This window comes from Kitasatospora sp. NBC_01560, from assembly GCF_045208415.1.
Lineage (GTDB): Bacteria > Actinomycetota > Actinomycetes > Streptomycetales > Streptomycetaceae > Kitasatospora.
Genome location: NZ_CP109364.1, coordinates 9412783 through 9436049, shown reverse-complemented (window position 1 = coordinate 9436049; position 23267 = coordinate 9412783). Strand labels below are relative to the sequence as shown.

The window sequence follows — 23267 nt, the reverse complement described above, 5'->3', positions numbered from 1 at the left end:
CCGGAGAGATCCATGACGAGAATGGGGACCCATCATGCGAAGGACCGCAAAGATCGCCCTCGCCACCGTCCTGACCGGAGGCGCACTGTTCGCCGCCGTCGGCCCCGCCGCCGCGTCGGCCACCTCCGTCACCGGCGCCTACGCGTACTACGACCCGAACCGGAACAACTTCGGCCTCCAGGACTCCAAGTCCGACGGCAACGGCGTCTTCATCGAGTACTGGATCGACGGGGTCAAGCAGGACCGCATCGTCAACTACAACGGCAACGGCTCGTGGCGCGACTTCGTCGTGACCACCGGCGAGGGCCGCCCGCTCCAGTGGAAGGTGTGCGTGGACATCAGCTGGGCCCCCGACCGCTGCTCCGGCATCGTGTACGACACCGTCTGACCGCCGGGCCCCGCACGACGCACGCCGAACGCCACCCGCCGGCTCCGACGCCGACCCCCTGACCCGGGGGCGCGTCGGAGCCGGTCCGGCGTCCGCGCCACCCTCGGGGAGGGCCCGGAGCGATGCCCGGCGGGGTGCGGTCGGGGTGCGGTCGGGGCGTGTACTGCCCGCTCGTCGAAGGTTTCTGAAACAGGATCGGGATATTTCCCGCACCGAGCCGTGAACGACCTCCGCCTAACGTGATCACACCGGTGAAACGCACCGGCAGAACGACAGTCGGAGACCTCCATGCGCACGCGCCGCCTCGCTCTCACCGCCGCCGCCGTCGCGGTACTCGCCGCCACCGCGACGGCCTGCGGGCCGGACAACGCCGACGCGGGCTCCACGGCCGCCGGCCCCGCGACCACCACCGCCGTCCCGGCCGGCGGTGCGGCGCCGACCGCCCCGAACGCCGCCCCGACTTCCGCGGCACCGGGCGGGGCCGCACCCACCGGGGCCGCACCGACGCAGCCCGCCACCGCACCCAAGTCGTCCGCGCCCTCCTCCCCCGCCGCCGACAAGAGCGGCCCCGGCCAGGCCTGCGGCGCCAACGACCTGGTCCTCGGCACGAAGAGCGAATCCCAGGCCGGCGGTTACATCCTGATCTCGGCCAAGGCCAAGCCGGGCATCACCTGCACGCTCCCCGCCGGCCACCCCACGATCGCGTTCGGCTCGGGCGGCATCGAGGCCGCCGGCGCCGAGCAGAGCGCCGGCGAGCCGATCACCCTCAGTGGCACCAAGGTGGCGTACGCGGGCGTCATGACGAAGACCACCAAGGACAACAAGGCGATCGAGTTCACCGACGTCATCGTGGCGATCGGCAAGGCCGACCCGAACCCGGCCGGCCTCCCGGTCGGCCCCACGCCGGTCGACAAGCCGATCGTCACCAACTGGCACACGCTCGCGAAGGACGCCGTCCCGGGCATCTGACGATCGCCGTCCCTCGCCGACTCCCGACCACCCCAGCGGCGGGAACCCTTCCCGTACGGCCAATCGGTGCACGAAGTTGGCCGGGAAGCCACTCCCCGATCATTGACGTGTACGCGACGGTTGGATCACGTCCGACCAGCCCCACCGGGCGCGGGATCGGATCCCACCTGGACAAGGGAGAGTCAGTGAAGCCAACCGTACGCCGTTCCCTCGGTCTCGCCGCCGCAGCCGTGGCCGCGCTGGTCGCCACGGCCGCCCCCGCCTCGGCCGTGCCCGCCTCGCCGGGCGCCGAGCCGGCGGTGGCGGCGGCGGCGGCGGCCGACCAACGCCAGGCGGTCTACGCCATCGCGCACCGGGTCGACACCCTGGACGGCGTGGACGCCGCACTCGGCCACGGCGCCAACGGCATCGAGATCGACGTCTGTTCGTGGTGGAATCCCAACGAGTGGCGCGCCTACCACGACTGTTCCTCGGCCGGCGACAACCGCCTGGGCCCCAGCTTCGACAGCATGATCGACCGCATCGTCTCCAACGCCAACGCCGGACGCCGGCTGGCGCTGGTCTGGCTGGACATCAAGGACCCGAACTACTGCGGGGAGCAGGAGAACCGCGGGTGCAGCGTCGCCGGGCTGCGCGACAAGGCACAGCGGCTGACGGCCGCGGGGATCCAGGTGCTCTACGGCTTCTTCGAGTACCACGGCGGCAACACGCCGGACGTCGGCGGCCGGGGCTGGAAGAGCCTGGAGGGCCGGCTCGGCAGCCTGGAGGGCATCACCTCGACCGGGAGCCGCGATCAGGTCCAGGGGGCCTTCAACCGGTCCGGGGCGGGGTTCCCGGCCGGCCACCGGGCGATGGACTACGGCGACTCCGACATCACCAAGGGCTTCGGCAACTGCACGGAGGCCAGCTACAACACGTGCGCGGAGCTGAAGAAGGGCGCCGGGGACCGGGCGGCGGGGCGGCTCGCGGCCACGCTGTCCTGGACGACCACCTACAACGACCCGTGGTACGTCGACAAGCTCCTCGGCGACGCCCGCGTGGACGGCATCATCGCCGGCTACGGCGCGTTCACCGGCGTGCGCGAGTACGACAACAGCTGGCAGTGCGCCAATGCGATCAACCTCGTCCGTGACTGGGTGAACCGCCACGGCTCCACCCACCGCATGGCCACCGCCGGGGACCGCATGTTCCACTGACGGGTCTCCCGGGCGGCCCGTCAATCCACATCGGGATCCACCCCGAAATCCACGTCGGTCCGAGCCGCCAGGACCAGCTGCCGCACGAGTTCACCGCGCGCCCGGCCCGACGCACCGTGTGCGGCCCGCCCTGGAGCCCGACCGCATCGCCGTCCTCGCCCGGTCACGGCCGGCGAGGACGGCGGGGGCTGGCCCGGTCCCTCACCGGCCGTGGTTGTCAGCGCCGCCTGCAACGATCATGGGCATGGACAACGACGACACGCTGATCGGCCAGGTCGCCACCCGCGCCGCGGGCGAAGCACGGCCGCTCGCGCCCACGGCCGGCCCCGAGGACGTCGCCGGGGCGGAACGGCAGCTCGGATTCGCCCTGCCCACACTGCTCGGACGCCTCTACACCGAGGTCGCGAACGGCGGCTTCGGCCCGGAGTACTACCTGTTCCCCCTGACCGGCGAGGGCCGGACGGCCGTCTCCGCCTACCGGGAGGAGTACGGCACGGACCGGGACGGCGCGGACGGCGCGGACGGCGCGTCACCGCACTGGCCGCGCGGGGTGCTCCCGATCATGGACTGGGGCTGCGGGATGTACGCCGCCGTCGACTGCCTGCACCCCGACGCTCCCGTGCTGCTCTTCGAGCCGAACGCCGGCCCCGACGACTGGGCGGACGCGTGGTTCCAGGACACGCCGTCGCTGACCGCCTGGCTGCGGGTCTGGCTGGCCGGCACCGGCTGGTGGGAGGAGGAGGCCCTGCACGAGGACGACGCCGTCGAACCACAGCCGTGGGCCGACGCCGCCCGGCGCCTCGGACACCACTCCTGACGCCGCACCGCCTGCGGCCGCGGGGCGGGGCCGGGCCGGGCAGCGGCAGGGCGGGGGCATGAGCCGACGGCCCTCGCTCCTCCGACGACGGCGGGCGCGCACCCGGTCGGAGCAGTCGTCCACAAAACGGGTTGAGCGCCGGCCGCGTCGCTGGCTAGCGTGACCGGTCATGACCGAGCTCCCCGTTCCCGCCGACTGGCGTGCAGCCAACCGCGCCAACTGGGACGAGCGTGTCCCGATCCACACCGCCGGCGCCTTCTACGACGTCCCCGGTTTCGTGGCCGGCAACGACGTGCTCCGCGCGTTCGAACTCGCCGAGGTCGGTGACGTCACCGGCCGGACCCTGCTCCACCTCCAGTGCCACATCGGCCTGGACACGCTGTCCTGGGCCCGGCGCGGGGCCACCGTCACCGGTCTCGACTTCTCCGAGCCGGCCGTGGCCGCGGCCGACGGCCTCGCCGAACAGATCGGCGCCACCGGGGCGCGCTTCGTCACCTCCGACGTGTACGACGCCGTCGAGGCGCTCGACGCGCAGACCTTCGACATCGTCTACACCGGCCTGGGTGCCCTGTGCTGGCTCCCCGACATCGACCGCTGGGCCCGGACGGCGGCCGCGCTGGTCGCCCCGGGCGGCTTCCTCTACCTGGCCGAGTTCCACCCCTTCGCCGACGTCCTGGCCGAGGACGGCCGGACCGTCGGGACCGACTACTTCCGGCGCGACCCGATGGTGTGGGACGAGCCCGGCACCTACGCCGACCTCGGCGCGGCCACCACCGCGAACGTGACGGTCGAGTGGCAGCACGGGATCGGCGAGGTCGTCAGCGCCCTGGTGTCCGCCGGCCTCCGCCTGGAGTTCCTGCACGAGCACGAGTTCACCCTGTTCCCGCGCTTCCCGGTCCTCGAACGCGACAACGGCTACCGCTTCCCCCCGGGCCACCCGCGCGTGCCGCTGATCTACTCCCTCCGCGCGACGAAGCCGGCGTAGCCCCCCCGGTACCCCGGTACGGCCGGACCGGCCGGAGCAGCCCCGGGAACGGCCGCACCCACCGTCACCGGGCTCCGGGCCCGGCCCTGTTGCCGGCGGGGCAGGCCCGGCAGCGCAACGGACCACGGCCCTTCCGGCTCGGGCTAAGCTCTCGGCCTGATCAAGAAAGCCAGGAGAGGAACCCATGGGCCAGAAAGTCATCCGCTTCTCGGACCTGACCGGCAAGCACGCCGAGGACGGCGCCGAGCTGGTACGCATCGTCGTGCGGGAACACCCCGACCTCGTCGACGGCCCGGTCGAGATCGAGGCACTCGCCGAGGAGTTGTCCGCGGTGGAGGAGCTGGCGCTCGACCTGGTGACGTTCGAGCTGCACCACCCGGACGCGGAGGAGCCGCAGACCGTGGTCATGGAGGCGGCCACCTTCGACCGGCTGGCCTCCGCCGGTCCGATGGCCGAGGTGCTGCGCGGAGCCAAGCGCGTGACGCGGAGCGTCCCCGCCCAGGCCCAGCCCGCCCCGTCGTCCAAGGACCGCATCAACTACGCGAGCCTGGAGCACGCCGGCAAGCCCCACAAGGGCCGCACCACCGACGCCGAGAAGCAGCTCGTCCAGCAGCACCTGGACGAGATCAACGAGCAGTTGGCCGCTCACGGGATCCGGACCGTCGACCTCGGCAACCCGGACCACGTGACGCGCTACGGTCTCGAAGCCCTGGCCCGGGAGCGCGGCGCCACCCTGGGCTGAGGCGCAAACCGGGAGAGCGGCGTGGCCGCAATTCCGTTCGGGCCTGCTGCGGACGGCCGCAACCGGCACAGCCCCCGGCCGTGTCGGCGGGCGGCGGTACCGTTCGCGGATGTCCACAACCTTCGATCTTCGTGTCGAGCTGCCCGCCGCTCTCGCCGGCCCGGCCGCCGCCTTCCGGTTCGTCGAGCGGTTCGCCGCCCACCTCGGGGCCCCGGTCGGGCCCGGCGACGGCACCCCCGAAGGGGAGTTGGCCGACGCCGAGCGCCGGCTCGGCCTCGCGCTGCCGGAGGCGATGCGCGAGTGGTACGCCCGGTTCGGGCAGCGGTGGAACGCGACGCCTACGAGGCGGACCGTGCGCCGAGCGCGTACGCCGACCGCTTCTCGCTCGCCGTCGTCGACCTGCTGATGTCCCAGAACACGCTCTGCGCGGACGGCGGCGGCTGGACGCGCGAGCGCCTCCCCGGCGATGCCGAGTACTTGGAGAGCCGGCTGGCTCTCGTGCCTCCGCTGCACGGGCCGGAGGCGACCGGTGGGCTCCGGCGCTGGTTCGCCGGCCCCGACGTCCTGGTCTGCGACGACCGCTCCGACGACGCCGTCGAGCTGGGGTGGCTGGAGGAAGATCATGGACTACTGAGACGAGGACGCCGGGCGGCCCTGACTGGCCCGGACCCGCCGCATTCCCCGCCCCGGTTCCCCGACGAAATCCCCCGCCGCCGTCCCCCTCCCGGCCTCAGACGTGCGGCGTGGTGGGGCCTCCGGCCGTACGGGACGCGCCCAGCGGAGCGAGGGTGGTGGCGGCGGCCGCCAGGACGTCGGCGAGCAGGGCGGCCGTGCGGCTCGCCTCGTAGAGCTGTTCCCGGGCGTCGCGGGCGGTACGGATCACGTCGAAGGCCGAGTCGCCCGCCGGGGCGGGGTCCGGTCCGATCCGGCCCGCAGCCTGTTCGCTGCTCAGGAAGGCCTCGACCTGGTCCAGCAGCTCCGGCAGGCGCGCGGTGAGCCCGGCCAGGGCGCCGACGGTCTCGGCCGCCTCGGCCGTGTGAAGCAGGCCCGGACGGCCGCCCTGGGGAGCGGCGCCGGCGGCACGCAGCAGTTCGGCGGCCTCGCCGGTGAGGTGTGCGACCGAAAGGTTCGGAGGGACGGGCTGGTTCATGGGTGGGTCCTCCTCGGTGGGCGGTGGTGGCGGACCGTCACCACTGGTCCCCCGGGCCCGTCTTCCCGCCCGCCCCGGTGCCACACCCCGGATTCGGCGGATTCGGCGGATTCCCCGGATTTCCCTGGCTCCGCCGCTCCGCCGACCCTCAGCGGTCGTGCGGCACCGGCCGCCACGTCTCGGACTCTGCATCGGCCCAGGCCGGCTCGGACCGGAACGCCCGTGCCGCCCGGCGACGGCCCGTCCACTGAACGGCCGAGGCGGCGACCGCCACCACCGCGACCAGCAGACCGATCACGACCACCGGGTTCACCCACCCCGGCACCAGCTCGACGCCGCTGTCGGCGCCCCGCACGACACACTGCTCGCTGATCGGGAAGAGCCGCTCCTGCCCGATGCTGTCGCCGTGCCCCAGGAGCGCGCACGCCTCCGAGCTGTCGAGACCGGGGATCGCGAACAGACCCCGGGCATAGGCACAGCCGGCCACCCCGGCGGCCCCCAGTGCCACGGCTCCGGGCATCCGCAGCAGTTCCGCCCACCGGCGGGTGGCGAGGAGGCGGCAGAGCAGCCAGCCACCGCCCACCAGCAGGGCGAAGGGCGCGGCCAGCAGCGCCACCGCCACTACGGCGAAGAGATCCGTCTCGGTCGACGACGCAGCCGCCTGCACCACCCCTGACACACCGCTCACTGCGTTCCCCCTCTGTGACGGCAGCCCGCCCCCGCATCTTTGAACACGTTCAATATAGTGCCACACCCCGCCACCGGGCGCGGCGCGGTACGGCGGGGTACGTACGACGGGGTACGGCGGGGTACCGCTCCGCCGAACGACGGTCACCCCTGCCGAAGAGCACCCCTCACCGCGCCCGTGGCGACCGCCCGACCGCCACGGAGCCCCGTACCCGGGGCCCGTTCGGCACTGTGAGCGCGCAAATCGCTCTGAGATCATCGCGGTATGACCACGAACATCCCCGCCCCGAACCCCGCACCCGCCCACGAAGTCCGCATCCCCGTCCCCGGCGGCGGCCACCTCTGGGCCGACCGCCGCGGCACCGGCAGCCCGGTGGTACTGCTGCACGGCGCCGGTATGGACTCCCGGCTCTGGGACGCGGTCCTGCCCCGGCTGGCCGGCAGCCACGAGGTGATCCGCTACGACGCCCGCGGCCTGGGCCGGTCCTCATCGCCGGACGCGCCGTTCGGCGACGTCGACGACCTGCTGGCGGTCCTCGACCACTTCGGCCTCCGGCGGGCCGCGCTGGTCGGGCTGAGCATGGGTGGCGAGACGTCGATCGACTTCGCCCTCGCTCACCCGGACCGGGTCGACTCACTGGCCCTGGTCGGGGCCTCGGTCGGCGGCCATGACTGGCCGTCGACGCCAGAACTCTCGGCCTACGCCACGGCCCGCCGCGAGCAGGACGCGACCCGCCTCGCCGCGCTGGAGCTGTCGATCTGGGCCTCCCTGGGGCGCACGGCACCCGGTGGAGCACTCATCGAGGCGATGGTGGCGGACAACGCGGACCGGCGCATCATCAGCGAACGCCACCTCGCACCCTCCGCGCACGGCGACGCCGCAGCCCGGCTCGGCACCATCACGGCGCCCACGCTGGTCGTCCACGGCGACCACGACCACCCGGAGATCGGGGTGATCGCCGAACGCCTCGCCGCCGACGTCCCCGGTGCCCGCGCCCACGGGATACCGGCCGCCGACCACTACCTGCCCCTCCGTGCCCCCGAGCGCCTCGCCGACCTCCTCCTGGCCCACCTCGCCCGGCCCTGACGGCCGGACCGGCCCCGGTCGGGGGCGGGGACGGGGACGGGGTGGGGACGGGGCGGGGTGGGGGCGGACCGGGGACGGGTTGCCGGTCGGGCGTCGCCGCGCGCCAACCCCGCGGCGCCGGCGGGGTCCGCACGGCCGCCCGCCCGGCCCGCACCGAAGGAGGTCAGAGCAGATGCACCGTCACACTGTGCTGCGAACGGACCAGTTGCAGCATCGGGCAGCGCGCGTCGGCGGCCGCCAGCAGTTCCGCCAGGGCCTCCGGCGTGGCAGAGCCGCGCAGCTCCACTGCCGCTGTCAGGTCGTACGGCACGGCGGGCGCCTCGGTCGGCACACCGAAGAACCGGGCATCGTTGTTGCGGGCGTTCACCCGCACCTCGGCACGGTCCAACGAGATGTCCTCCAGCGCAGCGATGCACAGGATGGTGTGGGTCAGGCAGGTGCTGATCACCGCGCAGAGCAGCTCCGGGGAGGACGGGCCGAGGCCGAAGCCGCCGATGTCGGGCCCGCCGTCGCCGATGAACGACCAGTCGCCCACCCGGACCTTGCGGACCCCGGTGGCGTCGTCGGCCACGCAGACCGCGCCGATCTCCTCGTCCCAGTCCGAACTCTCGGGCCGCCGCCGGGCGGCGTCACGCATCGCTGCGCCCTTGTCTCGCAGATGTTCGGCCAGACCCGGCCGGTGTGCTGCAGGTATGTGCGTCATGGCCGGTAGCGTACGGCGCACGGCCGGCCGGTCCGATCAAGGGGCCGCGGAGGCAGCAGAGTTACGGGACCGCAGCACGGCGGGCCAGTGCCGCATCAGGCAGCCGGCCGTAGAGCTTGTGCTCGGCCGCGTCCAGGGCGGCCAACAGGTGCCGTACCCCGCCGTGGCGGTTGTGGGTGACCCGGTGCGGCCTCGGCCGCCCGATGCCGCCGGAACGTCAGGTTCAGGAGGGGCCGTTCAAGCCGGCCGCGAGCACCTTTCCCACGATCCCCGACCGAGTGACGCCGTCGACCGACACACACATACCGAAGACCCGGTCGTGGCTGGTCCAGCCGTTGACGCGGCCGCGGTTGTTGCTGATCTGCACCCGCTTCCTGGCGAGGTCCACGGACGACACCAAGTGCAGGTAGACCGTCCCTGCGACACGGGCCAGGACGATGTCGCCGACCTCCAACTTCGACGGGTCGACCGGGGCAACGACCACCTGCTGCCGACTACGTATCAGCGGGACCATCGAGGAGCCGCTGGGCCGGAACGTCACGGTGGCCCCACCGGCAACCCTGCCCGCCACTGCATCCAAAGCACCCATCCGATGATCGTGGCAGATTCCCCTGCATCACCCCACCGATTTACTTCTCGGCGGGAGGTAGCCCTTGCCGGCCGCTCACCCCGGTTGCGGCCGGCGCGGGCAGCCGGACCAGCAGTCGGACCAGCGGTCGTACCCGGTGGACTTCGAGCCGGTCGAGGACGACGCCGGAGAGGTTCGCGCCACTCCGCCCGGGGGCCCACAGGTACTCGGCCGCGTCCGGCTCGGGTGCGCAGGCGTTGTCATCGGGGGCTGAGATCGTGCCTCCATGAGTGAACTGGTTGAGCATGTCGATGAGCATGACCGCGTGCTGGGAATCGTCGACCGGGACGAGGCTGTGCGTGAGAACTGGCCGCATCGCATTGCAACGACGATCTGTCGTGATCGCGAGGGGCGGATCCTGGTACTGCGGCGGGCCGAGACGTTGTCCCGGTTCCCGGGCTACTACGACGTGATGGTCGGCGGCGCCGTGAACGTGGGCGAGTCGTACGAGCACGCGGCAGCCCGCGAGCTGACTGAAGAGCTGGGCGTTCGGGTGCCGGTGCGGTTCCTGTTCAAGTTCCTCTGCCGGGCGGGGATCAGCCCCGTCTGGTTCGGGGTGCATGAGGCCGTCGTGTCGGAGGCTCTGGTGCCGGCCCCGGTCGAGATCGACTGGCAGGACTGGATGACAGTGGACGAACTGTGTGAAGTCGCCGATGAATGGCTCTTCGTTCCGGGAGGACGGGAGGCTCTGCGCCGATATCTGGAGTCCGGATTCGGCAGTGGTGCGGGCGAGCCGGCGGCCGGATGACCGGCGATGTGGTCGCGGCGGTTCAGGGCAAGCATCAGAAGGGAGTGTTCCGACGTGCGGTGGTGACGGTGCAGCGGCAAGGTGGGTGCCCCTGTCACGGGCAGCGCGTCGACCGGGTTCAGGATCCCGAGGTGTCCACCGAGACCACTCCCGCGAACAGCGACCAGCGACCAGCGACCACTCTCGCGAACAGCACCGTGGCTTGGGGGGCTGGCATCGGCTCTGTCCGGTGGGTTACGTTGCAGCCATGACTACCGGGACGGCATTGCGCCACACACGGATTGGTGACCCGGTGCTCTTCTGAGCACCGTACGGGTCGGCACCGGCCCGCTGTTGGACCGAAGGTTCCGCGCTGCTGCTCGGGCTCCGCCTCCGTCGTGTGTTGATCACAGGCTCGACACATCAACCACGACTGGAGGATTCATGCCCACCAAGATGCTGCAGATTCCCACCGCGGACGGCCAGGCCGACGCGTTCGCCGCCTTCCCCGACGGCGGCGGGCGGCACCCGGGGGTGCTGATGTACGCGGACGGCTTCGGGATCCGGCCCGTGCTGCGGGCGATGGCCCGTGAACTGGCCGGGCACGGGTACTACGTACTCGTACCCAACCTCTTCTACCGCCACGGCCCGGCACCGGTGATCGAGCTTCCCGAGTACATCGGAGAAGAGGACCGGCCCGCGGTGTTCGCCCAGGTGATGCCCTTGATCGAGGCGCATACCCCCGAACGTGTCCTGAGCGACGCCGACGCCTACCTCAGGTTCCTCACCACGCGGCCCGAGGTCAGTGCCGGCCCGGTCGCGGTGACCGGCTACTGCATAGGCGGCCTCCTGGCGATGCGCACCGCCGCGGCCCACCCCGGCCAGGTGGCCGCCGTCGCCGGATTCCACGGCCCCGTAGGCGCCGACGGGCCCGACCTCCTCTCCAGGCTCACCGCCCAGGTCCACCTCGGCCACGCCGAAGGTGACATGTCACCCGAGGCCCTCGGCGAGCTCAACCAGGCCCTGGATGCCGCAGGTGTCAGCTACACCTCCGAGATCTACCCCGACACCATTCACGGCTTCACCATGCGCGACACCGATGCCTTCAACCCCGCCGCACTGCAGCGCCACTGGGACTGCCTGCTGCCACTTCTCGGCCGCACCTTGGCCAACGGCTGAGGCTCCGGCCCGGAAATCAACCCCGAAGTACACGCTTCCGGAGTCCTGGCACTGTTTCGCAGTCGGTGAGGGCGGGTTGTGCCGGCCCTCACCGACTGCGAGTCATGTGACTTCAACGGATAGTTTGCGAGTCCGTTGTCTGCGACCAGGGGTTTCAACTTGTAGTTTGCGAGCCTTTCCGAGCGTCAACTTGCGAGGTGGCGTCCGGCGATGGTGACCGTCGGTAACGAATGACCCGTCTCGGCGACGTTTCGTCGGCGTTGGCTCGTCGACCAGATTCCTGAGAGACGCTTGCCGTGGACTGTTCCGCTCCCCATAGTCTCGTGCTGTGGCCGACGAACACAGGGCAAGCAGCGCCTTCAAGAACCGGTGCACCAACGCAGCGCTGACGCTGGAGTCCTGCACCAACTACTCCATCGAGCGCATCTCGTTGGTCGAGTCCAACGAGAACCGCAAGGGCAACGTGCTGGACGTGTGGCTGCCGCATCTGGAACGCGGCGAACTCGTGGTCTCGATCGTTCTTCTCGTCCTGCCCTACCGTCTGCGCGGCACGAGTCCGGCCTCGAAGGCGATGATTGCGAGGTGGACGCGGTCCCGAGCTTCGAGCTTGGCGAACAGCCGCGCGACATGCGTCTTCGCGGTCGCCGCGCTGATCATCAACCGCTCGGCTATCTCAGGGTTCGACAGTCCCTGTCCGACCAGTGCCAGCACCTCGCGCTCCCGGTCGGTGATCCCCGCGATGAGACTTGAGTCCGCGTCGGGCTCGGGGTCCGGTTCGGGGGCCGCGGGGCCGGACGTTCCGGCGAAGTCCGCGATCAGCCGTCGGGTCACGCTCGGCGCGATCAACGCGTCGCCGGCCGCCACCACGCGGATCGCGTCCAGGATCGCGTCCAGGGCCATGCTCTTGAGCAGGAATCCGCTGGCCCCGGCGCGCAGTGCGCCGTAGACGTACTCGTCGTCGTCGAAGGTCGTCAGCACCAGCACCTTGGGCGGGTCCGGCTCGGCGGTCGCCTGTCGGGTCGCCTCGATCCCGTCCATGTCCGGCATCCGGATGTCCATCACCACGACGTCCGGCCGCAGTTCACGCACCAGGCGCACCGCATCGCGGCCGTCGCCGGCCTGGCCGACCACCTCCAGGTCGTCGGTGTCGCCGATCAGGATCGCCAGCCCGACCAGCATCAGCGGCTGGTCGTCGACCAGCAGTACCCGCACGCTCATGCCGGGAGCCTCGCAGCCACCCGGAACCCGCCCTCCGGACGCCGGCCCGCGCTGAACTGGCCGGACAGCAACGTCACCCGCTCGCGCATGCCGAGCAGGCCGAAGCCGCTCCCGCCGGCCGCCGCCGAGAGCCTCGGACGGCCGGGCCCGCCGGGACCGTCGTCCCCGTCGTCCACCACCTCGATCGTCACTCCTGTCGGCTCGTAACCGACCGCGACCCGGCACGTCCGCGCACCGGAATGCCGCACCACGTTCGTCACCGACTCCTGGACGATCCGGAACGCCGACAGCTCGATCTCCGGCGGCAGCGGACGCCGCTCGCCCTGCCAGGTCACCTGGACCCGTACCCCGGCGTCGGCCGTGCGCTCGGCGAGCCGCGGGACGTCCGCCAGGCTGCCGGCCGGCGCCAGCGGAGCGGCCCGCGGCATGGCGTCGTCGGGCTCGGCGCGGCGTAGCGCTCCGAGCATGCGCTGCAGCCCGAGCAGCGTCTCCCGGCTGGTGGTCTCGATGCCGGTCAGCGCCTGCCGCGTCTGCTCGGGCCTGGTCTCCACGACCCGCGCCGCCGCTCCCGACAGCACCGTGATGATCCCGATGCTGTGCGCGACGCTGTCGTGCAGTTCGCGGGCGATCCGCAGCCGCTCGGCCATGACGGCGCGGGCCGCGGTCTGCTCGTCCAGGGCTTCGAGGTATTCCCGGCGTTTGCGGTACACCCCGCCGAAGACCCACGCGACCGCGAACACGAACGCGAACTGCCCGGCCCCTCGGGCCGCGTAGCCGACGGATTCCCTGGGGAAGACGAGGGTGCTCTCGACGAACACGGTCGCGACGACCGCGACGGAGCCGACGGCGGCAGCCGTCGGCTGCCGGGCGGCGAGGTACCCACCCAGGACCGGGAGCAGGAGGAGCACGATCCAGGGCCGCGCGCCGAAGAGGTTGCCGAGGGCTGCTTCGCCCAGGACCGCCGCGAAGACCGCCGCGGGCAGACGGCGCACCAGCAGGATCGGAAGGGCGAGCACGACGCAGAGACCGATCATCTGGTCGGGCCCGAGGTCGGGGAACCGGAACGGGCCGCCGCCGTGCCGGACCTGACTGGGCGGCATCGTCCAGAAGAGCATCAGCGCGTAGAAGCAGGCGGCGGCCAGCACCACGGCCTGTGCCGTCAGCCAGGTCACGGGTGCCGATGTCGAGAAACGCCGGAGCAGCTCTTCCATACGGAGATCGTATTGACTGGCGTCGGCGCTGCGCGTCGCCCCGGGGGTGTACGCGGGATACGCCGCCGGGCCGATGGCCCGGGGGAGGGGTGACATCCGCCGGCCGACGCGATGGATCATGGTCCGTTCCTAGGTTCATGGCCATGACGAATGAACCGATGATCGATCTCCAGGACGCGACGAAGAAATACGATGACGGCCCGCCCGCGCTGGCCGGGGTGACCTTGTCCGTGGCGGCCGGTGAGTGCGTGGCGATCCTCGGCCATTCCGGCAGTGGCAAGTCGACGCTGCTGAACCTGGTCGCAGGTCTGGACAAGCCTTCCAGCGGCACCGTGACCGTCAACGGAACGCGGGTCGATCGACTCGGCGAGGCCGGTTCGGCGAAGTACCGGCGGGCTTCCATCGGCATGATCTTCCAGTTCTTCAACCTGCTCGACGACCTGACGGTGCTGGACAACGTGATGGTGCCGGCGCAGTTGGCCGGGATGGGCAAGGGCGAGGTGAGGCGGCGGGCGACCGAGTTGCTCACCTCGCTGGGCATCGACCGGCACGCCAAGGCCTACCCGCAGCGGCTGTCCGGGGGGCAGCGGCAACGGGTGGCGGTGGCCAGGGCCCTGATGAACCGTCCGGCGCTGCTGCTGGCCGACGAGCCGACCGGCGCGCTGGACTCGCGCTCGGCCGAGGACGTGCGCCGGCTGCTGCTGGATCTGAACGCCGAGGGCCAGACCATCCTGCTGGTGACCCACGACATCCAACTGGCCGCGGACACCGCGCAACGCACGATCGAGCTGGTGGACGGTGCCGTGGCCCGGGACGTGGTCAACCCGGCCGGCGACGCGACCTCCAACCGGTCGGCGGGAGCGGTCCGATGAGCGCCCTGGGCAAGGTCGTGCGCTCCGGCGTCGGCCGGCGTCGTGTGCAGTCCCTCGTCATGGCCCTGACGACGTTCGCGGCCGTCACCTCCTCGGTGCTCTCGCTCGGTCTGCTGGCCGTCGTGCAGGCTCCGTTCGAGCACGCCTTCAAGGCCCGGAACGGCGCGCATCTGTCGGTCCAGTTCGACGGCTCGAAGGCCACTGCCGCGCAGGCCGCCGCCACCGCGCACGCCGCCGGCGTCACCGAGGCGTCCGGGCCGTACCCGGTGACCGCCGCCCTGAACACGAGCTTCGGCACGGACTGCACCGCGAACATCGTCCAGGGCATGCCGCTGGCCGGTCGCGTCAACGAGCCGGTCGTCGCCGCCACCCGACCCGACCTGGCCGGCGCCTCCGGTCTGGACCACCTGGCCCTGGAGCAGGGCAGGTGGCCGACCACCGCGAACGAGATCGTCCTGGCCTCATGGGTCCGTAACTGCCCGGACGGTTCCGTGGTGTTCGACTCACTGCCGGGCAAGCCCTCGTTCAAGGTCGTCGGCAAAGCGAACTCGCTGACCAACACCGCGACCGGCTTCCTCACCACCGACGGCTTCGCGCGGCTGACCACCGCCGGCGCCAAGACCGACGAGGAGATGCTCTACCGGTTCGCCAAGTCCGGGACCGACGCCGACCTCACCATGGCCAAGCAGGCGATCGCCGCCGCCGCACCGGCCGGCTCGGTCGAGAGCGGACAGTCCTACCTGGCCGTGGAGAAGCAGGCCGTCGGCACCGCGAAGTCCTACGTGCCGTTCCTGGTCGTCTTCGGGATCCTCGGCCTGTTCCTGTCGGCGCTGATCATCGCGATCGTGGTCAGCGGCGCGGTGGTCTCGGGAATCCGGCGCATCGGGATCCTGAAGTCGCTCGGCTTCACCCCCTGGCAGGTGGCCCGCGCCTACGCCGCACAAGCCCTGATCCCGGCGGTGATCGGCGTGCTGGGCGGCACGCTGTTCGGCAACCTGCTGGCTGTTCCGGTCCTGAACGATGCCAGCAAGGATCTCGGTGCCGCCGGCACCAGCCTGCCGGTGTGGGTCAGCCTCGTCGTGCCGATCGGCACCCTGGTCATCGTCGGTGTCACCGCGCTCATCCCGGCACTTCGGGCCGGCCGAATGCCGGCGGTGCAGACCCTGGTCGTCGGCCTCGCCCCCAAGGCCAAGCGCGGCCAAGGCGCACAGCGCCTGGCAAGTCGGCTACCGCTGCCCCGGCCGATGTCACTGGGACTGGCCCAACCGTTCGCCAAACCGGCCCGGGCCGCGCTGGTCGGCGCCGCGGTGCTGTTCGGCGCGGTGAGCGTCACCTTCGCAATCGGGCTGGAGACCACGTTCACCAAGTACATGGACGCGGGTACCTCCGGTTTCAAGGCCGGGTCGATGCTCGTGGTGCCCGCCGGCACGCCCTCCGGCTTCCACCCCTCCGGCGGCGGCCCCGCCAACCCCCACTTGGACTACACCGGGGTGGCCGCCGCGCTCGCCTCGCTCCCGGGCACGAAGGCCGCGTTCGGCTGGGGCACCAGCGGCGCGACCGTGATCGGCGCGCCGACGGGGGACTACACGGAGGTGGACACCACCACCGGCGACCTGTCCTGGACCAACCTGGCTCTGCTGCACGGCCGCTGGTACCAGAACACCGGTGAGGCCGTGATCAACGACCACCTGGCCTCGACGACCGGGATACAGGTCGGCGACACCGTCACCGTGGCGCAGGACAACAAGCGACTGCCGTTGCGGATCGTCGGCATCGACTTCGATGGCAGCAGCAGCGGGGTCGTGCTGACCGATTCGGCCACGTTCACCACCGCCGGTCTGACGCCGTACATCACCCAGTTCAACGTCAAGCTGGCCGACAACGTCAGCGGCCCGAACTGGTCCGCCTCGGCCGCCCCAGTGCTGACCCCGCTGCACGCCGAAGCCAGCCCGAACAACACGTTTCCGAACGTCACGGTGCTCACCATGAGCGCCCTGGTGGCCACCCTCACACTGATGATGATCGCGGTCGCCGCGCTCGGCGTGCTGAACACCGTGGTGCAGGACACCCGGGAGCGGATCCACGACCTGGGGATCTTCAAGGCCCTCGGGATGACGCCCAAGCAGACCATCGCGATGGTGCTGACCTCGGTGAGCCTCACCGGCCTGGTCGCCGGGCTGATCGGGGTCCCGATCGGGATGGCGGTGGAGAAGGCGACGCTGTCCCAGATGGTGAGCGCGCTCGGCAGGAACATGCCGTCGAGCGTGACCGACGTCTACACCCCCGGGGCACTGCTCCCGCTGCTGGCCGGCGGGATCGCGATCGCCCTGCTCGGGGCACTGCTGCCGGCCGGCTGGGCGGCGCGCTCCCGGACCGCCACCGCGCTGCGGACCGAGTAGAACCGGTCGCTCGTAGCACCATGTTCGACTTTGTTGAGACGGGTCACGGATTCGGCTGTGCGAGTAGGTCGGCGGCGTGGTCGGCCAGCCCGCCCAGCGCCGCCTGCGTCCGCAGGCTCTCGTAACGGCCCGCCTCGACGCATCCGCTCCGGGTGGCCGGCATGGGGAACAGCCAGTCCCAGCGCTGCATGGCCGGAGCCAGCGCCAGTGCCACGCACAGGCCCACGACCAACGAGTACGCCGTCAGGCTCCACCCGTAGGCCGCCCGTCGGTCCGGGGTCGGCACCGGTCCACCGCACCACCCGACCCACCGGCGGCGCAGGGCACCTGCCCCTTCGGACAACCCAGCCCTGCGTGAACGAACACGTCTCACCGGAATCATCTGCATTTACCGCCAAACACCTGGATTTTCCGGACTTCCGCGATCAAGCATCGGGCTGACGAACCATCACTGCCGTCATCGCCCCCGGCCCACGTGGAGGACCCCTTATGCCACACCCGTCCCGCACCCCCAAGGTGCTCGGCCTCGCCGCCACCGCCGTGCTGAGCCTGGCCCTGGCCGCGCCGCCCGCGCTCGCCACGCCGCCGCCGGATCCCGATCCGGTCCCCGGGCTGGTGGCCGGCCGGGACACCGCCACCCCGCAGCTGGTCACCGGCCTGGCCGAGCGCGCCGAGGGCTCCCCGGCCGCGGCCGCGCTGGCGCACCTGGCCGCCCACCCGGAGCGGTACCGGATCGACACCGGGCAGCTCACCGAGGTCGGCAGCGAGCGCACCGCCGACGGGCGGCACACCGTCAGGTTCCAGCAGATCCACGGTGGTGTGCCGGTGCTCGGCGGTCAGTACCTCGTCCGACTCACCGGTGAGGGAGCCGGCCAGCGGGTGGAGTCGGCCGGCGGCAAGTACTTCACCGGGCTGACCGCGCCGAGCACCGCGGTCGTCCCGGACGCCATGCTGCGCAGCCTCGCGCTCGGCGCGCTCACCGACCCGCGCGCCCGGACCGGGGCCACCGCCGAGGACCGCGGCGCGGTCGTGCTGCCCGGCGGCGCCGGTCGGCTGACCCGGCACTTCACCGTGCGCGGCGGCGACCGGGCCGGCGGGCAGCCGACCGTCCGCGAGGTCTACGTGGATGCCACCGCGGGCGAGATCGCCCTCGCCCACGACGCCCGCACCCCGTCCCCGTCCCCGTCCCCGTCCCCAGCCACCACTCGCCCGGCGGCACCGGCAACGACGACGGCACCGGCACCGGCACCGGCAGCGACGACGGCTGCGGCCGCGCCGGCACTCGAACCCGCCACCGGCACCGCACCGGACGCCTACGGCCGCACCGTGAAGGTGAACACCGCCCGGCTGCCGGACGGGAGCCACCAGCTCGTCGACCTGACCCGGCCCGCGACCATCACCACGTACGACGCGGGCGGACGGGACCTGCTGGACTTCATCGGCGGCCTGCCCGCCGACCTCCGCCCGGCCACCTCCCCCACCGCCGACTTCCCCGCCGCCACCGGCGCCGGCGGCGCCACCGACGCACACGTCAACGCGGGCATCGTGTACGACTTCTTCCGCGACCGGCTGGGCCGGGCGGGGCTGGACGGCAAGAACGCCCCGATCGTCTCGCTGGTCAACGTGACCAACGACGGCGCCCCCATCATGAACGCCACCTGGGACGGGGCCATGATGTTCTACGGCGGTGGCGGCCCGCAGTACCACTCGTTCGCGGTCGCCCTGGACATCGCCGGGCACGAGATGACGCACGGCGTCATCGACCACACCGCCGGTCTGGTCAACGCCGGCCAGACCGGCGCGATGAACGAGGCGCTGGCCGACTACTTCGGCAACGCCGTCGAGGTGACGGCCCACGGCGTGCCGATGACCGATCCGAAGGCCGCACTGCTCGGCGAGGCGCTGTGCCGCACCGGCACGCCGGAGAGCTGCGCGGGGCGCCGCCTGGACGACCGCCGCACCACCGTGGACGACTACCTCGGCACCGACCTCAGCCTCGACAGCGGCGGCGTCCACCTCAACTCCACCATTTTCTCCGGCGCCCTGTGGGACATCCGGCGCACCCTGGACCCGCTCACCGCGGACCGGCTGGTCTACCGCGCGCTCGCCGAGTATCTCACCCCGCTGGACGACTTCGTCGACGGCCGCAACGCCGTCCTCGCCGCCGGCCGCTCGATGAACCTCGGCCGGGCCGAACTCCGCGCGGTGGCCGCCGCGTTCGACGCCCACGGGATCCGCGCCGGTTGGGAGTCCCGGCTCGGCTCGGACAGCCGCCCGCTGGTCCGCGCGATCCCCACCGCGACGGCCGCGCCGGCCGTCGCGGGCGGCCGCTGGGTGATGGGCAACGCGACCGGCACCGGCGCCCCCGCCCTGTACACCGGCTGGACCACCGGCCCCGCGACCGGCGCCGGCGCGCCCACCCGGCTCAGCCCGGAGGACGGCCGCCGGCACAGCTGGGCCTCCACCGACGGGCGGTCCGCCGCCTGGCTGGCCGTCGGCCCCGACGCCGAGGGCCGGTTCGGCACCGAGGTGCTGACCCGCCCGCTCGCCGGCGGGACGGTCCGCAGCGTGCTCGCCTCCCGGACCGAACAGCTCGGCGAAGTCCGGGTCTCCGGCGGCGACATCGCCTTCCTCGCGGAGGACCTGGAGACCGGCCGGGCCCGGATCCTGCTCTCCCGCGACGGCGCGCCGCCGGTGGAGCTGCCGCTGCCCGAGGGCCACCGCCCCTCCGGCCTCGCCCTCCGGGACGGCGTGCTCGGCTGGACCGAGCAGTGGACGGCCGGGGGCCGGACGCTGTCGGCCGCCACCGCCCGGTCGCTCACCGCCGACCGGGTGACCGCGCGGTACGAGTCGGCCGGCACGATCGGCTCCACCGTGCTCGCGGGCGGGCGCCTGCTCTGGACGGAGACCCAGGCGGGCCCGGCCGCCCGCAGCGCGATCCGCTCCGGCGCCCTGGACGGCTCGGGCGTGATGGACGTGCTCCCCGCCGACTCCCCCGGCACCGCCGTGATCGCCACCCTCACCGCCTCCGACCAGGCCGTCACCTTCCAGGCCGTCACCCCCCTGGCCGCGGGCGGCACGCCCCCGGGCGGCTGGACCAACGCCGCGCTGCCCAAGCTCTGGCAGCTCCCGATCACCGGCGGCACGCCCGTGCGGGTCACCTGCAACCGGGGCGGCCAGTACGAGGCGGCCGCCGACCGGGGCAGCCGGGTGCTCTGGCTGGACGCCACCACCGGCCACACCGACCTGGTGGTCCGCGACCGCCCGGCCGGCCCCTGCTGAGCAGGTCACCCCCGCTGAGCGGGTCGTACGCGCGTGATGCCGGCTCCACGTCCACCGGGGCCGGCATCACGGCTGCCCGGGCTCGGGCAGCCGGCCCCCGCACCGTCACGCGTCGCTCCCCCGCCGGCGTCGACGAGCGCCCCGGTCACAGGTGCGCGAACAGCTTCTCCAACGGAGCGGGTACCTGCCCGGCGTCGAGGGCCTCGGCCAGCAGACTGCCGTAGCGGATCTTGCGGCCCTTCTTCGTGCCGAGGAACCGCTGCATCTGCCGCAACGCGGGCCGGTCCTGCTGTGCGGGCTGGCGCACGAAGATCCGCCAGGCCGGGAGATCCCCCTCGGCCTCGACGATCTCCTCGACCCGCGCCACGCCGAGCGCGCGGATGAACTCCTCCTCCAAGTCCGCCACACACACGAAGAACCCCTGCCTCGGCGCCCGGGCCCGCTCGAAGCCGCGGTCGTAGAAGCCCTGCTCGCCCTCGTCGCACAGCCCGGTGAGCCGCAGCCCCAGCCCCGGCGGCCCGAGCAGCTCGGCGAAGCGGCCGACGCTCATCGCGCCACCCATGGGGACGACGCACACCCCCTCGGCGGGCAGGTCCCGGCCGTGGCGCGCGGCCAACGCCTCCACCGCCGCGAAGTCGCTCGGCCCCTCCAACAGCACCGCCGTGCGCACGCCCAGCCGCTCGGCCAACTCGCCCGCCACCTCACCCCCCGGCCCACCGGGGCCGCCCGCCGCCCAGCCGATGACCGCGTCCCGGAACGCTCGCATGTCCGTCATGGGGTGATCCTGCCCCCGCACGGACCGGCGCGGTACGGATTTTCCGCCGCCGGCGAGAGGGCGCTGATGCCCGCAGTCCAACGCGGTGCCCGATCGGTCGTGGCGGGTGAACGCGTAGCCGACGTTCCCGCACACGATGACGCCGTGGTCAGTGACCCGTCGACATCAGGGGTCAGGACCGCGGGACGGGGACGCCGGCAGCCCGGAGGGCGGCCTCGACGAGGTCGGCCATCCGGGCCCCGGCCGGGGACTGGTTGCCGAAACGGCTGATCAGCCGGTACCGGGTGGCGTTCTCGGTGCGGGCCTGCAGGCCGGTCACGGTCGCCAGCCGGTCCGGGTGGGCGAGGTAGTACTCGGCCATGGCGGTGGCGAGTCCGGCGAGGCGCGGGTCGTCCGGCTCCCAGGCGGCGGCTTCGGCACCGCGCCTGATCAGGGTGACGAAGGCCGGGTCCTGGACGGCGTGCCCGACCTCGGTGAGGTAGTCGTCGAAGCCGTCCGGGACGAGGGCCCTGGCCAGGATCCAGCCCTCCCTGGCGGCCGCCACCTCCTCCGCGGAGAAGCCGAGGCCGGCCATCCGCTCCAGCAGGACCACCGCGCGGTCGGGCAGCAGGGCGCGGTCACCGTCGGCGAGCCGGTGCAGCATGTCGCGGCGCGCGGTCAGTTCCTCGATCCGTTCGGTGAGCTGCTGCTCGACGTCGGCGAGCGCGGCGGCGAACGGCGCGGCGTCGGCGCCGAGCAGCGGCCCGATCCCGGCCAGCGGCACCCCGGCGGCGGCCAGCGTCCGGATCTGCACCAGGCGCAGCAGGTCGGCCGATCCGTACCGCCGATAGCCGGAGTTGTCGCGTTCCGGCTCGGCGGCCAGGCCGAGGCGGTGGTAGTGCCGCACCGTCTTCACCGTGACGCCGACGAATGCCGCCGCCTGCCCGATCGTGACGCCGTTCATCGTCGACTCCTGCCTCGCTTCTCGTGCCGGGTTCTCGTCTTGGGTTGTCGTGCCGGGTTCTCTTGCCGGGTTCTCGTCCCGGGCGGCCGCGCGTGTCGCGGCCGCCCGGGGGTGGACGGGTCACGCCGGGTCGGCGGGACCGGTGCCGAACACCGCCTCGACCAGTCGCTCCATCGCCTTCTGGAATGCCGCCGCGATGGAGAGTTCGGCGTCGTCCACGCAGTTCAGCGCGGCGGTCAGCGTCCTGCTGCCGTCTGGGGTGCTGTACATCAGCGCCGCGTGGCCACCGTGGCCGCCGTTGTGGAAGAGGACGGTACCGCCGTTGTCGCCCACCTCCTGCACGCGCAGGCCGAGGCCGAATCCGCTCCCGGGGTGCGGCGTGCACATCTCGGCGAGCAGCGGGGGCGGCAGGAGTTCGCCGCGCACCAGTGCGGAGACGAACGTGTGGAGGTCCCGGGTGGTCGAGATCATGTCGCCGCCGGCGGAGATCCAGGAGGGGTTGTGGCGGGTGACGTCGACCGTCCGCCGGCGGCCGTCGTCCTCGTACCGGTAGTAGGCGTGGGCGTACGGCGCGGGGATCTCCGGCGAGGTGCCGGGCAGCAGGGTGCCCGACAGGCCGAGCGGTCCGAGGATCCGCGCCTGCGTCTCCTCGGCGCAGGACCGGCCGGTGACCTTCTCGATCAGCAGCCTGGCCAGCACGTAGTTGGTGTTGGAGTAGCTCCAGCCGGCTCCCGGTTCGAACCGTGCCGGCCGGGCCAGTGCCAGCCGGACCAGCTCCTCCGGCCGGTAGGTCCTGAACCGGTTGTCCAGCCACTCCTTGCCCGAGATCGTGGCCGGGATCCCCGTCATGACCGTCCCGTCCTCCAGGAGTTCACCGGTGAAGTTGAACAGCCCGCTGGTGTGCTGCAGCAGCATCCGGACCGTGATCCGCCCGTCGATCCCGAACTCGGGCAGGTGGTCGGCCACCGGGGCGTCCAGCCCGAGCCGTCCCTCGGCCACCAGCTGCAGCACCACCGTCGCGGTGAAGGTCTTGGTGTTGCTGCCGATCCGGACGTGGCCGTCGACCGGCGGCTCGGCACTTCCCCCCAGCTCCGCCACGCCGGCGCTGCCGACCCACTGGCCCCGCTCGTCGTGCACGCGCAGCGACACCCCGGCGAAGCCGGATTCGACGATCTCCTCGATCGCCTTCTGCAGCTCCGGTCGGTCCTGGGAAAGGGTGCTGGACATGGTGGTTCGCTCCTTCAAGGTTGGGAAGTCCCGTCCGGCTGAGCGCCGTTGCGACGAGCTTCCACCTTGACCCGGGGTCAAC

The 23267-nt window shown here is 72.4% G+C and carries 24 protein-coding genes; 13 read left to right on the top strand and 11 right to left on the bottom strand.

Features of this window, described 5'->3' with window-relative positions; translation table 11 throughout:
* The first annotated feature begins 34 nt into the window (after nucleotides 1-34).
* The 7 genes from OH807_RS40205 (at nucleotide 35) to OH807_RS40175 (ending at nucleotide 5503) form a co-directional block, all read left to right on the top strand.
* Entirely contained in the window at nucleotides 35-388 is a 354-nt protein-coding gene (locus OH807_RS40205; RefSeq protein WP_406210146.1) for a hypothetical protein, read from the top strand.
* Between the two features lie 288 nt (nucleotides 389-676).
* The gene (locus OH807_RS40200; protein WP_406210143.1) at nucleotides 677-1357 is read left to right on the top strand and encodes a hypothetical protein; all 681 of its coding nucleotides are present in this window, start codon (nucleotides 677-679) and stop codon (nucleotides 1355-1357) included.
* A 185-nt stretch (nucleotides 1358-1542) separates the two neighbouring features.
* Complete coding sequence (locus OH807_RS40195) at nucleotides 1543-2553, top strand: phospholipase (RefSeq protein WP_406210141.1); 1011 nt, start codon at nucleotides 1543-1545, stop codon at nucleotides 2551-2553.
* A 244-nt stretch (nucleotides 2554-2797) separates the two neighbouring features.
* Nucleotides 2798-3370, top strand: a complete 573-nt coding sequence (locus OH807_RS40190; RefSeq protein WP_406210138.1) for an SMI1/KNR4 family protein — start codon at nucleotides 2798-2800, stop codon at nucleotides 3368-3370.
* A gap of 169 nt (nucleotides 3371-3539) precedes the next feature.
* Nucleotides 3540-4355, top strand: coding sequence for a class I SAM-dependent methyltransferase (locus OH807_RS40185; RefSeq protein ID WP_406210135.1), 816 nt, complete (start codon nucleotides 3540-3542; stop codon nucleotides 4353-4355).
* 184 nt (nucleotides 4356-4539) lie between these two features.
* On the top strand, nucleotides 4540-5097 hold the full coding sequence (locus tag OH807_RS40180; protein ID WP_406210132.1) for a hypothetical protein: 558 nt from the start codon (nucleotides 4540-4542) through the stop codon (nucleotides 5095-5097).
* Between the two features lie 109 nt (nucleotides 5098-5206).
* Nucleotides 5207-5503: a hypothetical protein gene (locus tag OH807_RS40175; protein WP_406210129.1), complete on the top strand. Its 297-nt coding sequence runs from the start codon at nucleotides 5207-5209 to the stop codon at nucleotides 5501-5503.
* 324 nt (nucleotides 5504-5827) lie between these two features.
* Here the strand turns inward: OH807_RS40175 and OH807_RS40170 are convergent, their stop codons facing one another.
* Both OH807_RS40170 and OH807_RS40165 read right to left on the bottom strand, forming a co-directional pair.
* Complete coding sequence (locus OH807_RS40170) at nucleotides 5828-6247, bottom strand: hypothetical protein (protein ID WP_406210126.1); 420 nt, start codon at nucleotides 6245-6247, stop codon at nucleotides 5828-5830.
* Between the two features lie 148 nt (nucleotides 6248-6395).
* Nucleotides 6396-6935: a hypothetical protein gene (locus OH807_RS40165; RefSeq protein ID WP_406210123.1), complete on the bottom strand. Its 540-nt coding sequence runs from the start codon at nucleotides 6933-6935 to the stop codon at nucleotides 6396-6398.
* Between the two features lie 264 nt (nucleotides 6936-7199).
* On the opposite strand from OH807_RS40165, the gene OH807_RS40160 reads away from it, so the two are divergent.
* Nucleotides 7200-8021 carry an alpha/beta fold hydrolase gene (locus OH807_RS40160; RefSeq protein WP_406210120.1) on the top strand — a complete coding sequence of 274 codons (822 nt, stop codon included), beginning with the start codon at nucleotides 7200-7202 and terminating at the stop codon, nucleotides 8019-8021.
* Between the two features lie 163 nt (nucleotides 8022-8184).
* Here the strand turns inward: OH807_RS40160 and OH807_RS40155 are convergent, their stop codons facing one another.
* From OH807_RS40155 to OH807_RS40145, 3 genes are all read right to left on the bottom strand, one after another.
* Nucleotides 8185-8658 (bottom strand): OsmC family protein, encoded by a 474-nt coding sequence (locus OH807_RS40155; protein WP_406210117.1) that lies wholly within the window; start codon nucleotides 8656-8658, stop codon nucleotides 8185-8187.
* A gap of 289 nt (nucleotides 8659-8947) precedes the next feature.
* Complete coding sequence (locus OH807_RS40150; protein WP_406210114.1) at nucleotides 8948-9265, bottom strand: S26 family signal peptidase; 318 nt, start codon at nucleotides 9263-9265, stop codon at nucleotides 8948-8950.
* Between the two features lie 88 nt (nucleotides 9266-9353).
* Complete coding sequence (locus OH807_RS40145) at nucleotides 9354-9599, bottom strand: hypothetical protein (protein WP_406210111.1); 246 nt, start codon at nucleotides 9597-9599, stop codon at nucleotides 9354-9356.
* Between OH807_RS40145 and OH807_RS40140 the strand changes: the two genes are divergently transcribed.
* The gene (locus tag OH807_RS40140; protein WP_406210109.1) at nucleotides 9579-10100 is read left to right on the top strand and encodes an NUDIX hydrolase; all 522 of its coding nucleotides are present in this window, start codon (nucleotides 9579-9581) and stop codon (nucleotides 10098-10100) included. The two genes, OH807_RS40145 and OH807_RS40140, sit on opposite strands and share 21 nt — an antisense overlap.
* A gap of 423 nt (nucleotides 10101-10523) precedes the next feature.
* Nucleotides 10524-11258: a dienelactone hydrolase family protein gene (locus OH807_RS40135; protein WP_406210107.1), complete on the top strand. Its 735-nt coding sequence runs from the start codon at nucleotides 10524-10526 to the stop codon at nucleotides 11256-11258.
* Between the two features lie 534 nt (nucleotides 11259-11792).
* Here the strand turns inward: OH807_RS40135 and OH807_RS40130 are convergent.
* Both OH807_RS40130 and OH807_RS40125 read right to left on the bottom strand, forming a co-directional pair.
* Nucleotides 11793-12476: a response regulator gene (locus OH807_RS40130; RefSeq protein ID WP_406210104.1), complete on the bottom strand. Its 684-nt coding sequence runs from the start codon at nucleotides 12474-12476 to the stop codon at nucleotides 11793-11795.
* Nucleotides 12473-13687: a sensor histidine kinase gene (locus tag OH807_RS40125; protein ID WP_406210101.1), complete on the bottom strand. Its 1215-nt coding sequence runs from the start codon at nucleotides 13685-13687 to the stop codon at nucleotides 12473-12475. The genes OH807_RS40130 and OH807_RS40125 overlap by 4 nt, the downstream gene beginning before the upstream one ends.
* Nucleotides 13688-13830: 143 nt before the next feature.
* On the opposite strand from OH807_RS40125, the gene OH807_RS40120 reads away from it, so the two are divergent.
* A complete protein-coding gene (locus OH807_RS40120) occupies nucleotides 13831-14559 on the top strand; it encodes an ABC transporter ATP-binding protein (protein WP_406210098.1) in 729 nt (242 codons plus the stop codon).
* Entirely contained in the window at nucleotides 14556-16958 is a 2403-nt protein-coding gene (locus tag OH807_RS40115; RefSeq protein ID WP_406210095.1) for an ABC transporter permease, read from the top strand. The genes OH807_RS40120 and OH807_RS40115 overlap by 4 nt, the downstream gene beginning before the upstream one ends.
* Before the next feature lie 43 nt (nucleotides 16959-17001).
* On the opposite strand, the gene OH807_RS40110 is transcribed toward OH807_RS40115, so the two are convergent.
* On the bottom strand, nucleotides 17002-17244 hold the full coding sequence (locus tag OH807_RS40110) for a hypothetical protein (protein ID WP_406210093.1): 243 nt from the start codon (nucleotides 17242-17244) through the stop codon (nucleotides 17002-17004).
* A gap of 203 nt (nucleotides 17245-17447) precedes the next feature.
* Here OH807_RS40110 and OH807_RS40105 point away from each other — a divergent pair, with 203 nt between their 5' ends.
* Nucleotides 17448-20240 (top strand): M4 family metallopeptidase, encoded by a 2793-nt coding sequence (locus OH807_RS40105; protein WP_406210090.1) that lies wholly within the window; start codon nucleotides 17448-17450, stop codon nucleotides 20238-20240.
* Nucleotides 20241-20385: 145 nt separating this feature from the next.
* Here the strand turns inward: OH807_RS40105 and OH807_RS40100 are convergent, their stop codons facing one another.
* The 3 genes from OH807_RS40100 to OH807_RS40090 all read right to left on the bottom strand — a co-directional run bounded on the left by OH807_RS40100 (nucleotide 20386) and on the right by OH807_RS40090 (nucleotide 23185).
* Entirely contained in the window at nucleotides 20386-21015 is a 630-nt protein-coding gene (locus OH807_RS40100) for a TOPRIM nucleotidyl transferase/hydrolase domain-containing protein (RefSeq protein WP_406210087.1), read from the bottom strand.
* 172 nt (nucleotides 21016-21187) lie between these two features.
* Nucleotides 21188-21958, bottom strand: a complete 771-nt coding sequence (locus tag OH807_RS40095) for a MerR family transcriptional regulator (protein WP_406210084.1) — start codon at nucleotides 21956-21958, stop codon at nucleotides 21188-21190.
* Nucleotides 21959-22078: 120 nt separating this feature from the next.
* Nucleotides 22079-23185, bottom strand: a complete 1107-nt coding sequence (locus OH807_RS40090) for a serine hydrolase domain-containing protein (protein WP_406210081.1) — start codon at nucleotides 23183-23185, stop codon at nucleotides 22079-22081.
* Nucleotides 23186-23267: the final 82 nt, after the last annotated feature.

Bases quoted from the DNA above. Each gene is read 5' to 3' on its own strand.
- OH807_RS40185 (WP_406210135.1), top strand. From the start codon at position 3,540: ATGACCGAGCTCCCCGTTCCCGCCGACTGGCGTGCAGCCAACCGCGCC.
- OH807_RS40115 (WP_406210095.1), top strand. From the start codon at position 14,556: ATGAGCGCCCTGGGCAAGGTCGTGCGCTCCGGCGTCGGCCGGCGTCGT.
- OH807_RS40200 (WP_406210143.1), top strand. From the start codon at position 677: ATGCGCACGCGCCGCCTCGCTCTCACCGCCGCCGCCGTCGCGGTACTC.
- OH807_RS40160 (WP_406210120.1), top strand. From the start codon at position 7,200: ATGACCACGAACATCCCCGCCCCGAACCCCGCACCCGCCCACGAAGTC.
- OH807_RS40105 (WP_406210090.1), top strand. From the start codon at position 17,448: ATGCCACACCCGTCCCGCACCCCCAAGGTGCTCGGCCTCGCCGCCACC.
- OH807_RS40125 (WP_406210101.1), bottom strand. From the start codon at position 13,687: ATGGAAGAGCTGCTCCGGCGTTTCTCGACATCGGCACCCGTGACCTGG.
- OH807_RS40140 (WP_406210109.1), top strand. From the start codon at position 9,579: ATGAGTGAACTGGTTGAGCATGTCGATGAGCATGACCGCGTGCTGGGA.
- OH807_RS40090 (WP_406210081.1), bottom strand. From the start codon at position 23,185: ATGTCCAGCACCCTTTCCCAGGACCGACCGGAGCTGCAGAAGGCGATC.
- OH807_RS40155 (WP_406210117.1), bottom strand. From the start codon at position 8,658: ATGCGTGACGCCGCCCGGCGGCGGCCCGAGAGTTCGGACTGGGACGAG.
- OH807_RS40145 (WP_406210111.1), bottom strand. From the start codon at position 9,599: ATGCTCAACCAGTTCACTCATGGAGGCACGATCTCAGCCCCCGATGAC.
- OH807_RS40170 (WP_406210126.1), bottom strand. From the start codon at position 6,247: ATGAACCAGCCCGTCCCTCCGAACCTTTCGGTCGCACACCTCACCGGC.
- OH807_RS40135 (WP_406210107.1), top strand. From the start codon at position 10,524: ATGCCCACCAAGATGCTGCAGATTCCCACCGCGGACGGCCAGGCCGAC.
- OH807_RS40130 (WP_406210104.1), bottom strand. From the start codon at position 12,476: ATGAGCGTGCGGGTACTGCTGGTCGACGACCAGCCGCTGATGCTGGTC.
- OH807_RS40100 (WP_406210087.1), bottom strand. From the start codon at position 21,015: ATGACGGACATGCGAGCGTTCCGGGACGCGGTCATCGGCTGGGCGGCG.
- OH807_RS40095 (WP_406210084.1), bottom strand. From the start codon at position 21,958: ATGAACGGCGTCACGATCGGGCAGGCGGCGGCATTCGTCGGCGTCACG.
- OH807_RS40175 (WP_406210129.1), top strand. From the start codon at position 5,207: ATGTCCACAACCTTCGATCTTCGTGTCGAGCTGCCCGCCGCTCTCGCC.
- OH807_RS40205 (WP_406210146.1), top strand. From the start codon at position 35: ATGCGAAGGACCGCAAAGATCGCCCTCGCCACCGTCCTGACCGGAGGC.
- OH807_RS40180 (WP_406210132.1), top strand. From the start codon at position 4,540: ATGGGCCAGAAAGTCATCCGCTTCTCGGACCTGACCGGCAAGCACGCC.
- OH807_RS40190 (WP_406210138.1), top strand. From the start codon at position 2,798: ATGGACAACGACGACACGCTGATCGGCCAGGTCGCCACCCGCGCCGCG.
- OH807_RS40120 (WP_406210098.1), top strand. From the start codon at position 13,831: ATGACGAATGAACCGATGATCGATCTCCAGGACGCGACGAAGAAATAC.